Below are 14,371 nucleotides of genomic sequence, written 5' to 3' on the forward strand. Positions count from 1 at the left end.
ATTTTTAATTCTATGTTACAAATACCTTTTATTAGAGAGCATAAAGATTTGGTTATTGAACGTTTGAAAAAACGCCAAATCGATGCTGCCGAAATGATCAATCAAGTGATTGCATTAGACGAGCAAAGACGACAAGAACAAACACATCTTGACAATATGTTAGCGGAATCCAATTCGCTTTCTAAAGAAATTGGTATTCTATACAAATCCGGTCAGGCGGAACAAGCGAATGCACTAAAAGCCAGAACAGCAGATTTAAAAACCGAAACAAAAGAATTAAATGATAAACTGAATGAAACGGCAGAAGCCTTAAATCAGTTATTATATAAAATCCCCAATGTTCCAAATGAATTGGTTCCTGCAGGAAATTCTGAAGAAGAAAACGAAGAAATATTTATTGAAGGTAAGATCCCAACCCTTCATGACGGTGCTTTACCACATTGGGAATTAGCTAAAAAATACGATATCATCGATTTTGAATTAGGAAACAAAATTACAGGTGCAGGTTTCCCGGTTTATAAAGGAAAAGGCGCACGATTACAACGTGCACTTATTGCCTATTTTTTGGATAAAAATACAGCTGCTGGTTACACAGAATACCAATTACCACTTTTAGTAAATGAAGCTTCAGGATTCGGAACTGGGCAGTTACCAGATAAAGAAGGGCAAATGTACCACGTTACTGAAGATAATTTATACCTCATTCCAACTTCCGAAGTTCCTGGAACTAATATTTTTCGCGACGTTATATTAAACGAGAACGAGTTGCCAATTGGTATAACCGGTTACACCCCTTGTTTCCGTCGTGAAGCTGGAAGCTATGGCGCACATGTTCGTGGATTAAATCGTTTACACCAATTTGATAAGGTGGAAATCTTACGCGTAGAACATCCAGAAAATTCTTATAAGGCTCTGGATACTATGGTGGATCACGTTAGAGAAATTTTACGCGAACTGAAACTACCATATCGTATTTTACGCCTTTGTGGTGGTGATTTAGGATTTACAGCGGCTATGACTTACGATTTCGAAGTGTTTTCAACAGCGCAAGATCGTTGGTTAGAAATTTCATCTGTATCCAATTTCGAAACTTTTCAAGCCAACCGTTTGAAGCTACGTTTCAAAAATAGTGAAGGCAAAAATGAATTAGCGCACACGCTTAATGGAAGTTCTTTAGCTTTGCCGCGCGTATTAGCTGGAATTCTAGAAAACTATCAAACTCCAGAAGGTATTATGATTCCAGAGGTACTAATTCCATATACTGGTTTTTCAATTATTGATTAGTTTTACAGGAATATTCTTACTTAAAAAGCAATATTTACATATTAAAATCGTTAAAGAGCACAAATAACCTGCTATTTAACGATTTTTTGTTGTTTTATTTTGTCAAACAAATAAAAAATTGCAAGTTCGTGTATAAGAAATCTAAAATCTACTGTCAATGAAAAACCTCGCACGACTTTTTCTTCTAATTATATTAGCTGTTATTGCAAGTACATTTATCTTTTCAGATTTCGATTTATCACAAAAAACGCATAATTCTATAACAGCTTCGGTTGGTGTAGAATAACATAATAAAGAATTCCGATCAGATATTTGAATCATCTTGTAATATACAATGATTAATAGCACACTTATTTTGATTGGCAAATGCCTGAAATTTTTTCAGGCATTTTTTTTTATAAAAACATTCAGAACATCTACGGTACACTTTTGTTATATTTACAGAAAGTAATGCTATGCGATTTTTTTTAATATGTTTTCTTCTATCATCCATCAGTCTTTTTTCACAAGAAGACTTGCTTGCTAAAGAATATGTTAAGAATGGGGAATTTGAAAAAGCTCTTATAGCCTATAAAGATTTATATAGAAAATCTTCTAACAACAATGTTTACTTTTTAGAACTGGTAAAAACACACCAGCAACTCGAACAATTAGACCAAGCTGAAGCCCTATTAATTAAACAAATTGAACGTGTTTTATATCCTGCTCTTTATGTAGAACTAGGTTATAATTTTCAACTAAAAGACAATTTAGATGCGGCCAAAACGAACTACAATATAGCTATCAATTATTTAGATGAAAACCCGAATTATGTGTTTTCCGTGGCAAAATTCTTCGAAAACCGCACGCTCTTAAATGAAGCCATCGCTACCTACGAAAAGGCCATGGAACTTAAACCAACACTTAACTTTAGTATTCAATTGGCTACCATTTATGGTGAACAAGGTAATATTGAAAAAATGTTTAGCAATTATTTAAACTTTGTAAACATCAATAACTCCTATTTGAACACTATAAAACGCGCTATGAGCGATTTTATTTCGGAGGATTCCGAGAACGAAAACAACATTCTATTAAGACGTATTTTATTAAAAAACATTCAACAGGAGCCCAATCTTCTTTGGAATAATTTATTGAGTTGGTTGTTTATTCAGCAAAAAGAATATAATAAGGCATTTGCACAAGAAAAAGCTATTTTCAATAGGCAGCCAGAAAGCCTAGATCGTATTGAAGAGCTCGCAATTGTTGCTATGAACGATAAGGATTTTAATTCGGCAAAAACTATTTTTACTTATTTGGCAGAAACGGCCCAAAACCCAGATGTTCAAATTGGCGCACATTACAACTTGCTTCAAATTGAGCTAAAAACACTAACGGATTTAAACGCTATTGAAAACACTTATTTGGAGCTATTCGAAACCTTTGGAAAAACCAGACAAACCATTAAATTACAAATTGCTTACGCACATTTTTTAGGGTTTTTTAAACATAATCCCGAAAGTGCGACTCTATTTTTAAAAGAAAGTTTAAAACTGCCAATATCCGATTTAGAAGAAGGCACAGTTAAATTAGAATTAGGTGATATTCTGGTGCTCCAAGAAAAATTTAATGAAGCGCTAATTTATTTCACCCAAATTCAACGAAATTTAAAAAACAGCACGCTAGCGCAGGAAGCACGTTTTAAAGTGGCTCAAACTAGTTATTATAAAGGTGATTTTAAATGGTCAGAATCTCAACTTAAAATATTAAAGTCGTCCACATCACAACTTATAGCCAATGATGCGCTGGATTTAATGCTACTAATAACCGACAATAAATTTGAAGATTCCACTCAAGCAGCTTTAAAATTGTATGCTAAAGCCGATTTAATGGCGTTTCAAAACAAACCAAATAAGGCTATCGAATTAATAGATGCCATTTTAGAGAATTACAAAGGTCAATCTATAGAAGCACAAGCACTTTATAAACAAGGCCAGTTATTTGAAACAAAACAACAGTTTGAAAAAGCTATTATTAATTATCAAATTATAATCGCGAATTTCAAAGATGGTATTTTAGCCGATGACGCGTATTTTGCATTAGCCCAATTACACGAAAATGAATTGCAAAATCCTGTGAAAGCTAAAGAGTATTACGAACAGATTATTTTTAATCACCAAGACAGTATTTACTTTGTTGAGGCCCGTAAAAAATACCGTCAATTGCGTGGCGATGACTTAAATTAAGAGCGAAAAACACAGATTTATGCATTAAAAAAGATAAAACCTTTTGATGCTGACGTAGAACTCCTGTAATTTGCAAAAACAAATTACTGTTATGATTATATATAATGTCACCATTAATGTGGATCCGAGTATTCATACCGAATGGCTTTCATGGATGAAAACCATACAGATTCCACAAGTTTTGGCAACTGGGAACTTCAAGGAAGCTAAATTTTCAAAAATTTTAATTGAAGAAGATCTTGGTGGTATAACCTATTCTGTACAATATCGTGCTCATTCACGTGAATCCTTGGAAAATTATTATCAAAATCACGCGGATAATTTACGCTTGGAAGGCCTCAATAAATTTGCTGATAAAACTTTGGCTTTCCGTACAGAATTAGAAATCATTGAAGAATTTACGGCAATAGCCAAATAAAAATCACGTTTTTAAAACTAATAACCCCCACACATGTCTGTAAAAGCAAAAAAACATTTAGGTCAACATTTTTTAACCGATGAAACCATTGCAGAAAAAATAGCCGATTCCTTGTCTTTTAAAGGATATAAACATGTTTTGGAAATTGGTCCAGGTATGGGTGTATTAACAAAATATCTTCTAAAAAAAGATATTATAACGCACGTTATTGAAATTGATACGGAATCTGTCGCTTATCTAAAAAACAACTATCTCAATTTAGCAGATCGGGTTATAGAGAAAGATTTTTTGAAGTACGATTTAAATGAGGTTTTCAATGGCGAAGAATTGGCCATAATTGGGAATTTTCCATATAATATTTCAACACAAATCGTTTTTAAAACATTGGAAATGCGGGATCAAATTCCAGAATTTGCAGGCATGTTTCAAAAAGAGGTTGCTCAACGTATCTGTTCCAAAGAAGGCAGTAAAGTGTATGGAATTCTATCGGTATTAACACAAGCATTTTACGAGGCTGAATATTTATTTACCGTACCGCCAACAGTTTTTAATCCGCCACCAAAAGTTGAATCTGGTGTACTTCGACTAACTAGAAAAGAAAATTTTGAATTACCTTGTAGTGAAAAGCTGTTTTTTCAAGTCGTAAAACAAGCCTTTCAACAACGAAGAAAAACATTGCGCAACAGTTTAAAAACCTTTAATCTGTCCGATAGTTTAAAAGCGAATACTATCTTTGACAAGCGCCCGGAGCAATTGTCTGTGGCAACATTTTTAGAGCTTACCAAGCTTATTGAAACCGATAGTAACGACTAGATATGTTTGATTTTTAAATTAAGTAAACCGACAAAAATAACAGCCTATGTTTGAAAAAATAGAGAACATACAATTTCAGCTTACTGATGAACTCCTAGAACAGGTAGAAATCCTTATCGAAAATAGAGACGATGCGGCATTGGAAGAGCTATTTCTTGATATACACCATGCAGATATCGCCGAAATTCTAGATGAATTAAATCTGGAGGAAGCCGTTTATGTCATTAAACTATTAGATTCTGAAACAACGGCCGATATTCTAATCGAGTTGGATGAGGATACGCGGGAAAAAATTCTTAAAAACATGTCGGCTAAAGAAATTGCCGAAGAAATTGAAGAATTAGACACCGATGATGCTGCCGATATTATTGCCGAACTTCCCGAAGAACGTCAAGCCGAAGTTATCTCCCATATTGAAGATACCGAACACCGTGATGAAATTACCGAACTTCTAGCTTATGATGAAGATACCGCAGGTGGACTTATGGCAAAAGAACTCGTTAAGGTCTATGAAACATGGACGGTTGCTGGCTGTTTACGTCGTATTCGTGCGCAAGCTCAAGATGTAAGGCGCGTACATTCTATTTATGTGGTAGACCGACAAAATAAATTGAAAGGACGACTCTCATTAAAAGATTTAATTGTTGCCAGAAGCGATCAGAAAATCGCAGATATTTATATTACTAGTGTGGACTATGTGTTTGTAGATGAAGACGTCGAGGAAGTCGCCAAAGTGATGCAGAAATACGATTTGGAAGCTATTCCAGTCGTCGATAAAAATCATACGCTTTTGGGCCGCATTACTATTGATGATATTGTGGATGTTATTCGAGAAGAAGCCGATAAAGATTATCAACTAGCGGCAGGTATCTCACAAGATGTAGAAGCCGATGACAGTATTTGGAAGCTAACCAAAGCACGTTTACCATGGCTTTTAATTGGTATGTTTGGCGGATTAGGAGCAGCTGGAATTATCGAGCAATTTAACGACCACATGGGTGCATTTGTTATCCTATTAAGTTTCGTTCCGCTTATACAGGCAACCGCCGGAAATGTAGGTGTGCAATCCTCTGCAATTGTCGTTCAAGGATTAGCAAACAACAGTGTAGATGGAAATATTATTAAACGCCTTTTAAAAGAAGCTCTTTTAGGTCTCGTTAACGGTTTTGCCATCGCAGTTATTGGATTATTAATTACACATTTTGTTTTCGACACACCTTATATCGTATCTGTAACCATTAGCATGGCGCTAGTTGCTGTAATAATTATGGCAGCTTTAATTGGTACATTTATTCCTATTTTTCTAAATAAACGAGGCATCGATCCCGCCGTTGCAACAGGCCCATTTATAACCACCAGCAATGATTTATTTGGTATATTAATTTACTTTCTTATCGCCAAATTTATGTTAGGCTTTTAGATAAATATAATGAGTTTTTGGGCGCTACCATAAAGGTCGCGCTATCCACTGTATCATTTCTTTTTTCCAAAAAAAGAAATGGATGCCGTTTTTATCGCTAGCGCAAAATCATTACAGGCATTAAAAATCAGCAAGACTATTTAGGTTTTAGTATCTTTGTAAGTAATTAATTAACTGCTTTCTATTCCTATGAAAATACTGCATTTAGACACGAATCATCCATTTTTGCTAGAGCAACTACAAGCTTTAGGATTTCAAAATGATGAAGACTACACGTCCTCTAAAACTGAAATTGAGTCTAAAATCCATCAGTATCACGGTGTTATTATTCGCAGTCGTTTTACTATAGATAAGCAATTTTTGGATGCTGCTACCAATCTTAAATTTATTGGTCGCGTTGGCGCCGGTGTAGAAAACATTGATGGTGTTCATGCCGAAAAAAATGGCGTACATCTTATTTCAGCACCAGAAGGCAATATGAATGCTGTTGGCGAACATACTTTGGGCATGCTCCTTTCCTTATTCAATAAACTCAATAAAGCAGATCAGGAAGTAAGAAGCGGCATCTGGCTACGCGAAGAAAACCGCGGAATAGAACTCGATGGAAAAACCGTTGGTCTTATTGGTTATGGTAATATGGGGAAAGCTTTTGCCAAAAAACTACGTGGCTTTGACGTAACTGTTTTATGTTACGATATAAAACCCAATATGGGCGATGAGAATGCAACCCAAGTAGATTTAAAGATACTTCAAGCGCAAGCCGATGTATTGAGCTTGCATACACCGCAAACGCCACTTACACAAAACATGGTGAATGCCAATTTTATTAACGCCTTCAAACAATCTTTTTGGTTAATTAATACTGCGCGTGGTAAAAGCGTAGTAACAAATGATCTAGTTGCTGCCTTAAAATCCAGAAAAATTTTAGGTGCTGGATTGGATGTTTTGGAGTATGAGAAAGCATCATTCGAAAATTTATTCAAAAAAGATGTCACATCGGGCGCAGTCGAGATGCCAGAAGCTTTTCAGTTTTTAATAAAAGCAGAAAACGTACTATTAACACCGCACGTAGCTGGCTGGACTATTGAAAGCAAAGAGAAACTAGCTCAAACTATTGTGAATAAAATTAAGGCTAGATTTCACTAACTTATTGGCATAATATAAATGGTTTTTAAATACGGTCAACTCCAGTAATAGCATACCATAAAACCATTTTTAGCAATCTTTTTTAAGCAGTCTTCTTGTAGACGTACCATTCTTGTAATAGGATTTATAATTAGTGTAGTTTCCAGTATAATTTTGAAACGTAAAATCTTAAAGTTATGACAAACACAGCTGATTATCCAGAAAATTATATCAGTCAATCACCGGAAGAACGTCACGCAGCTTTAGAAAAATTAAGCAATGCCATCAAAACTAACTTACCTAAAGGTTTTGAAGAAGGAATACAATATGGTATGATAGGTTATTAAATACCACAAAGTATTTATCCAGATGGCTATCACTATAACACAAAAGAACCACTGCCATTTATGAGTTTCGCTTCACAAAAAACTCTATAAATTTACACCATATGGGATTGTATACTGTCCAAGAAATTCACGATTGGTTTGTTTCCGAATACTCCAAATACAACAAGCGCAAACTAGATATTGGAAAAAGCTGTATGCGCTTTAAAAAAGTGGAAGAGATCCCTTTTGAACTTATTGCTGAACTCTGCAAAAACTAACCGTTAAGGAATGGATACGTATTTATGAGTCTGAATTAAAAAAAAGCTAATTACAAAGCCATAAAATAAAGCTTAATCAATAATTACTTTTCGTCCTGCTGATAATCCAAGGGCAAAGTATCACCAACACGATTATTACCAAAATACCCTTTAAAAATCAGCGCATCAGCAGGCATATGATTTCCATTTCTATCTAAATAAAAATAGGTTTCGCTACTAGTTATAACTGAATTTTTCTCTATATCATTCTCAGAGACAACCGTTAATGGTTGATGTAATTCCACCTGAAATATCGATGGGTTATCAGTATTGGAAACACTAATAAAATTTTCAGCTAGTACTTCTCTACCGTTAAACAACAGTATAAATTTATTCTCCTTTAGTTTCTCTTCTAATAATGAGCGCATAAAATGCAATACCGATCCTTTATAAGCTTTTATTCGGCGCCTAACAATATTTCTAGAATTTGATTCAGAAGTATAAAACATAGTTCCAGCATAATAAACCGACGATGCAAAATAAGAATCTAATTCCACTTGATAATTATAATCAATTTCAAAATCCTGAAGATCATATTGAATCTGGTACTTCAATTTCTTATTCATTATTATTAAAGGCACAGTCGCGGATGCTACCAGTTTATTTTGGTCTTCTAAAAATTGTAATCGGATATCATCTTCATTTAAAATCTCACAAGACAAAGCGTTTTTAGATATACCAAAAAAAGACGTTTTAAATTCCTTCATTTTTCGCTCTCGCGACCAAGAGTCTTTAGAAACTAAAAAAACTTCGTTTAAAGCACTAATATCCTCAACTAAAAGAACAGAAAGTTTTTCATCAGGAGAATAGCCAGAAATAACTTGCTTTTTATAACCTAAAAAGGAAATTACCAATGGACTAGTAACAGCAGTCGGTTTTTGAATATTAAATAAACCTTGCTCATTTGAAATGGTTCCAACCGTGGTATTGTCAAAATAAACGGACGCACCTTCAATAGGCTGATTTGTATTAGAATCAATTACAACACCAGAAACTGTTTGGGAGTACGTCTTTAAAACGCAAAATAAAACAATAAAAAACAGATATTTAACTTTCATTCTGTTCAGATAATTTACGTTCCAACTCCGCTTGAAATTCTTCCATTACTGGTTTCACCGTACTTTCAGGTAAATCGGCAATTTTAATATACATCAAGCCATCTACAGAATTATTAAACAAGGGATCTACATTAAAAGCGACGAGTCGCGCATTTTGCTTAATGTATTTTTTCAGTAAAACAGGTAAGCGTAAAGCACCTGGCTCGACCTCATCAATAATTTTGTCAAACTTATTTAAATCGGCTTCCGCTTCATCAAAAACAAAATCTTTATCGGCGTCTTTCAGTTTCACTTTAAACTCCTTTTTAGGATGCACATATTGCGCCACATACGGATCGTAATAATGCGATTTCATAAACTCTATCATCAACGATTTTGAGAAATTAGTAAACTGGTTACTAATACTTACCCCTCCAATTAAATATTTATGTTCTGGAAAACGCAGAGTAATATGCACAATACCTTTCCAAAGTAGAAACAATGGCATGGGTTTTTGCTGATAGCTTTTTATAATAAATGCGCGACCCATTTCTATAGATTGGCTCATCATTTTATGAAGTTCGGGTTCAAAACGGAATAAATCTTGCAAGTAAAAACCGTCTATACCAAATTTTTTAAATATCTCTGCTCCCAGTCCCATTCTGTAGGAACCGACTAAAATATTCTCTTGAGAATCCCAAAGAAACATGTGGTGATAATATGTATCAAACGCATCTAAATCAATCGCTTCGTTAGTCCCTTCACCTACCTCGCGAAAGGTTATTTCTCGCAGGCGTCCAATTTCTTGTAAAATATTAGGGATTTCCGCAGCAGTTGCTAAAAATACTTCGTAATTTTTACTTTGAAGCAGTCTAGAGTCGTCTTCACGTAACGCATCAACCTCTTTAATCATCAACTTCTTGTCAATCCCACCAACAATACGTTTTGGCGGTTTTGAAGGTTTTGGTAATTTTAAATTGGTAGAAAAATTACTCAATAAATTCCCTTTTTCATCAAAGGAATTGGACAACATATAGGTTCTTCTTCTTAAAAATTCGGAAAGGCCTTCTAATGTAGCATGATCATTTTGATCGGCAACTGAAATAGTTCTACCAATACGTACTTTTATAATACGTCGTTTTTGAGTAAGCAATTCGCTTGGCAATTTAGCCGTTCTAAGCGTATCGCTTATTTTAGATAGTCTATAAAAAAATCGGCTGTTTTTAGCATGAAAATAAATAGGAACAACAGGTACTTGTGCTTTTTGAATTAACTTAATAGCAGCAGGCTCCCATGGTTTATCTACCACTAACTTACCATCGCGATAGGTTGAAACTTGGCCAGCTGGAAAAACTCCTAAAGGATGTCCTTCACGCAAATGCAGAATGGAATTTTTAAATCCTGTTATACTGGATTTTGCATCCTTTTTACCCTCGAAAGGGTTGACGGGCATAATAAATGGTCGTAAAGGCACAACTCTATGCAGCAGAAAATTGGCAATTATTTTATAATCTTTACGCTGTTCAAGCATTAGTTTTAAAAGTAAAATACCATCAATTCCACCCAATGGATGATTTGAAACCGTTATAAATGGACCTTCTTTTGGTAAGCGCTTTAAATCTTCTTCCGGGATTTCAAATTTAATTTGAAAATCATCTAGAACACCATCCAAGAAATCTAATTCGGATAAATGTTTATTGCGATTATAAACATCGCTTACGGTAGATATTTTTAGTAACTTTATTAAACTCCAACCTGCAAAAGTGCCAATAAAACCAAATTTATCAAGCTTAATAGCTTTCGCTACCTCCTTGGCCGTTACCAATTCTTTATCTGATACTTTACTCATTTACAAAACTCTAATTATTTGATTTATGCAGTAATCATTTGCATAGTTTCTTGGGCTAACTGCTTCATTAAAATAGTTTTACCTTCTTCTAATTGTGCAACTGCTTGTTCGTTATAATGTCTGATTGTGTATAAAGATACATTTTCATGGCAAGTTACCTTAAATTTAGCTTTTAAATGTTGTAATAGTTTATCCAAGTTCAAATATATATCTTCCACACATACCGAAAAACTGATGGCTGAATTTTGAATAACGCCAACTTTCATTTTATACAAATGCAGCAAATTAAAAATATCACTTATATTTTCCTCAACGATATACGAGAAGTCCAACGATGATAATGAAATTAAAACCTGATTACGTTTTAAAATAAAGCACGGTATTTCAGGTTCTATACCAACACCTTTACCAACGCGTGTTCCGGGATCTTTAGGTTTTAAAAACGACTTAACAAATAAAGGAATTTCCTTACGCTGTAATGGCTGCAAGGTTTTAGGATGAATTACCGATGCACCATAAAAAGCGAGCTCGATAGCTTCCCGATAGGAAATATTATTAAGTAATTGCGAATTTTCAAAATACCGCGGATCCGCATTTAAAACACCTGGAACATCTTTCCAAATAGTTACGCTTTCCGCATTTAAACAATAAGCAAAAATTGCTGCTGTATAATCACTTCCTTCACGTCCTAAAGTTGTTGTGAAATTATTAGCATCACTAGCTAAAAACCCTTGTGTAATATTCAGTTTACTTTTATTAAAGTTTGTGGCAATTTTAGCTTGCGTTTCCAACCAATTTACGTTTGCACGTCTGTAATAGCTATCAGTTTTAATAAATTCACGTACGTCTAGCCAGGCATTATCTAAACCAACTTCATTAAAATATGCGCTAACAATGGTAGACGAAACCAATTCGCCATAACCAATAGCTTGATCGTAAACAAAATTGTAATCAGGCGATTTATTTCGCTTAAAAAACGCCATTAGCTCATCAAACAAATGAGAAACTTTTTTAAATATTACATGGTTTTCGTCTTCAAACAAATCCAGTAAAATAGCATTATGAAATTTTCTAACATCCTGCAACGAGCTTTGCAATTCTGGTTGATTGTTAAAGTAATTTCCAATAACAATTTCTATAGCATTGGTCATTTTTCCCATTGCAGAAATAATAATCAAAGTATCATCATAGCCCGTTTCATTTAAAACGCTTACTAAATTTTTAATGCCTGCTGCATCTTTAGTGGATGCACCTCCAAATTTAAATACTTGCATATTATATGTTTGAAATATAACTTTTTATTGCAGCTTCATCCATTTGCACCACATCCCAATCGCGCATAACGTTCGCGCCCTTTTGCTCGTAAAAACTTATTGCTGGTTCATTCCAATCTAAAACTTCCCAACAAATACGCTTAACACCTAATGTGCTGCCATATTTTACCACTTCATCCAATAAAACAGTGCCAATACCAAAACCGCGTTTAGCCTGACTAACAACTAAATCTTCTAGATGTAGAACACGTCCTTTCCATGTAGAATAGCGCATATAAACTAAAGCAATACCAACAATTTCTTCATTTATTTCGGCAACAAAACAATGAAATGCAGGATTATCTCCGAAACCGTGATTTTCTAAATCGGCAACCGTTACCTCAACCGCGTCAGGTTCCTTTTCATAAACGGCTAATTCATTTATAAGTTTTAAAACAGACTTCATATCTGCTTTTTTGGCATCTCGAACTAAAATATCCATTCCCTAATTTTGGGGTAAATATAGTTTAATCTAGGGTATTTAGCCACATATAAACACTACGAAAAGGTTGTTATTGGCTAAAAAATACGATATTTGCAGAAACCATACATACGCTTACATGTCTAGAAAAAATCAAACGCTCGGCGAATTTATAATTGAGAATCAATCCTCTTTCAAATACACGTCTGGCGAGTTATCCCGACTAATTAACTCCATCCGATTGGCTGCAAAAGTGGTTAACCACGAAGTTAACAAAGCCGGTTTGGTTGATATTCTCGGAGCCTTTGGGGACACAAACATCCAAGGTGAAGAACAACAAAAATTAGATGTGTATGCCAATGAAAAATTCATCCAGACGTTAACCAATAGAAATATTGTTTGTGGAATTGCCAGTGAAGAAGAAGACGATTTCATCAGCATTAACAGTCAGGACGAAAATAACAATAATAAATATGTGGTTTTAATCGACCCGTTGGATGGTTCATCTAATATTGATGTAAATGTTTCTGTAGGAACTATTTTTTCGGTTTACAGGCGTGTAACACCCGTTGGAACGCCAGTTCAATTGGAAGATTTTCTACAAAAAGGAAGCCAACAAGTAGCTGCCGGATATGTTGTTTACGGGACCTCTACCATGTTAGTTTACACAACAGGTCATGGGGTAAATGGTTTCACTTTAAACCCTGCAATTGGCACCTTCTACTTATCGCACCCAAACATGACGTTTCCTGAAGACGGTAAAATATATTCAGTAAATGAAGGGAATTATATCCACTTTCCGCAAGGCATGAAAGATTATATTAAGTATTGCCAAATGGAAGAAGGAGATCGTCCATATACGTCGAGATACATTGGTTCTTTAGTGTCCGACTTTCATAGAAACATGATAAAAGGCGGAATTTATTTATACCCAAAAAGCTCTAAAACTTCCAACGGGAAACTACGTTTACTATATGAATGTAACCCGATGGCACTTATAGCAGAACAAGCGCATGGCAAAGCTAGCGATGGTTTTACACGTATTTTAGATATTGAGCCAACCGAACTACACCAACGTGTACCGTTTATTTGTGGCAGTAAAAATATGGTAGAAAAAGCAGAAGAATTTATGCGCTTAAAGAAATAAAAAAAGCCACTTTTTTAAAAGTGGCTTTTATATATTTTAAATCGAGAATCTTAACGATTCATATTTCTCATTTCTTCAGTAAACGTATCTAAATCAACGCCATTACTTACAAGAACTAAAGCTTTATCAACTACGTATTTTACGTTGTCAGATGAAAACCCTAGACCTACTGCTATTTTACGCATAACTATTTCCTCGTGATCACCTTTAATATGATCCACAGAAACCATACGCGCCAAATCATACAAACGCTCTAAACGCTTATCATAAGAAGATGGTGGATTAATAGGATGCGATTGGTAATCTTTTAAAATTATCTGATAATCGCCTTCGCTAATATCCAAGTTTCTCGCTAATCGGTCTAAAAACGATTTCTCTTCCTCGCTAATAATACCATCATCCATAGCTACTCTAACAATGGATGCAAAATGATCTTCGTTGCGTTTTTTAAATCCGCTATCAAATAAATCTGAAAATGACATATCTTTTTGTTTTTAATCCCGATGTTTCGGGTCTGCAAATATAAATAAAGTTACCGCCTTTAAAAATATAAAATTTTCTTTTTTGAAAGCAGTTTTTAATACCTATTATATAAAAAATTAAAAGTGTAAATCCATTGTTAAATTTAATTTAACCTAATTTTAAAATTACAAGTATAAACCTGTAATTAGTATCT

Annotated in this window: 15 protein-coding genes; 10 read left to right on the top strand and 5 right to left on the bottom strand. The window is 34.4% G+C overall.

The features are described from left to right. The first annotated feature begins 12 nt into the window (after positions 1–12). The 9 genes from serS to BZARG_RS16165 all read left to right on the top strand — a co-directional run bounded on the left by serS (position 13) and on the right by BZARG_RS16165 (position 7,889). Positions 13–1,284, top strand: coding sequence for a serine--tRNA ligase (gene serS / locus BZARG_RS06865; RefSeq protein WP_008636573.1), 1,272 nt, complete (start codon positions 13–15; stop codon positions 1,282–1,284). A gap of 157 nt (positions 1,285–1,441) precedes the next feature. Further along, complete coding sequence (locus tag BZARG_RS16130) at positions 1,442–1,570, top strand: hypothetical protein (protein ID WP_008636588.1); 129 nt, start codon at positions 1,442–1,444, stop codon at positions 1,568–1,570. Between the two features lie 169 nt (positions 1,571–1,739). Beyond that, positions 1,740–3,509 (top strand): tetratricopeptide repeat protein, encoded by a 1,770-nt coding sequence (locus BZARG_RS06870; RefSeq protein WP_040288094.1) that lies wholly within the window; start codon positions 1,740–1,742, stop codon positions 3,507–3,509. 91 nt (positions 3,510–3,600) lie between these two features. Then, positions 3,601–3,927: a DUF4286 family protein gene (locus BZARG_RS06875; RefSeq protein ID WP_008636662.1), complete on the top strand. Its 327-nt coding sequence runs from the start codon at positions 3,601–3,603 to the stop codon at positions 3,925–3,927. A gap of 33 nt (positions 3,928–3,960) precedes the next feature. Continuing rightward, positions 3,961–4,740: a 16S rRNA (adenine(1518)-N(6)/adenine(1519)-N(6))-dimethyltransferase RsmA gene (gene rsmA / locus BZARG_RS06880; RefSeq protein WP_008636725.1), complete on the top strand. Its 780-nt coding sequence runs from the start codon at positions 3,961–3,963 to the stop codon at positions 4,738–4,740. A gap of 46 nt (positions 4,741–4,786) precedes the next feature. Further along, entirely contained in the window at positions 4,787–6,160 is a 1,374-nt protein-coding gene (mgtE, locus tag BZARG_RS06885; protein WP_008636582.1) for a magnesium transporter, read from the top strand. 189 nt (positions 6,161–6,349) lie between these two features. Then, a complete protein-coding gene (locus BZARG_RS06890; protein ID WP_008636643.1) occupies positions 6,350–7,306 on the top strand; it encodes a 2-hydroxyacid dehydrogenase in 957 nt (318 codons plus the stop codon). A gap of 176 nt (positions 7,307–7,482) precedes the next feature. After that, entirely contained in the window at positions 7,483–7,632 is a 150-nt protein-coding gene (locus BZARG_RS16160; protein WP_008636633.1) for a hypothetical protein, read from the top strand. 101 nt (positions 7,633–7,733) lie between these two features. Continuing rightward, a complete protein-coding gene (locus BZARG_RS16165) occupies positions 7,734–7,889 on the top strand; it encodes a hypothetical protein (protein WP_008636628.1) in 156 nt (51 codons plus the stop codon). A gap of 83 nt (positions 7,890–7,972) precedes the next feature. Here BZARG_RS16165 and BZARG_RS06900 read toward each other — a convergent pair whose 3' ends face one another. The 4 genes from BZARG_RS06900 to BZARG_RS06915 are packed head-to-tail and all read right to left on the bottom strand — an operon-like array spanning position 7,973 to position 12,569. After that, positions 7,973–8,986, bottom strand: a complete 1,014-nt coding sequence (locus tag BZARG_RS06900; RefSeq protein ID WP_008636741.1) for a carboxypeptidase-like regulatory domain-containing protein — start codon at positions 8,984–8,986, stop codon at positions 7,973–7,975. Further along, a complete protein-coding gene (locus BZARG_RS06905) occupies positions 8,976–10,814 on the bottom strand; it encodes a GNAT family N-acyltransferase (RefSeq protein WP_040288095.1) in 1,839 nt (612 codons plus the stop codon). The genes BZARG_RS06900 and BZARG_RS06905 overlap by 11 nt, the downstream gene beginning before the upstream one ends. A 23-nt stretch (positions 10,815–10,837) precedes the next feature. Further along, positions 10,838–12,088 (bottom strand): aspartate kinase, encoded by a 1,251-nt coding sequence (locus BZARG_RS06910; RefSeq protein ID WP_008636719.1) that lies wholly within the window; start codon positions 12,086–12,088, stop codon positions 10,838–10,840. Between the two features lies 1 nt (position 12,089). Beyond that, on the bottom strand, positions 12,090–12,569 hold the full coding sequence (locus BZARG_RS06915) for a GNAT family N-acetyltransferase (RefSeq protein WP_008636728.1): 480 nt from the start codon (positions 12,567–12,569) through the stop codon (positions 12,090–12,092). A 118-nt stretch (positions 12,570–12,687) separates the two neighbouring features. Between BZARG_RS06915 and fbp the strand changes: the two genes are divergently transcribed. Then, complete coding sequence (gene fbp / locus BZARG_RS06920; protein WP_008636570.1) at positions 12,688–13,695, top strand: class 1 fructose-bisphosphatase; 1,008 nt, start codon at positions 12,688–12,690, stop codon at positions 13,693–13,695. Between the two features lie 50 nt (positions 13,696–13,745). On the opposite strand, the gene BZARG_RS06925 is transcribed toward fbp, so the two are convergent. Continuing rightward, entirely contained in the window at positions 13,746–14,177 is a 432-nt protein-coding gene (locus BZARG_RS06925; RefSeq protein WP_008636571.1) for a tellurite resistance TerB family protein, read from the bottom strand. Between the last annotated feature and the right edge of the window lie 194 nt (positions 14,178–14,371).

The sequence above is a fragment of the Bizionia argentinensis JUB59 genome (assembly GCF_000224335.1).
In the GTDB taxonomy this organism is placed as follows: Bacteria; Bacteroidota; Bacteroidia; order Flavobacteriales; family Flavobacteriaceae; genus Algorimicrobium; species Algorimicrobium argentinense.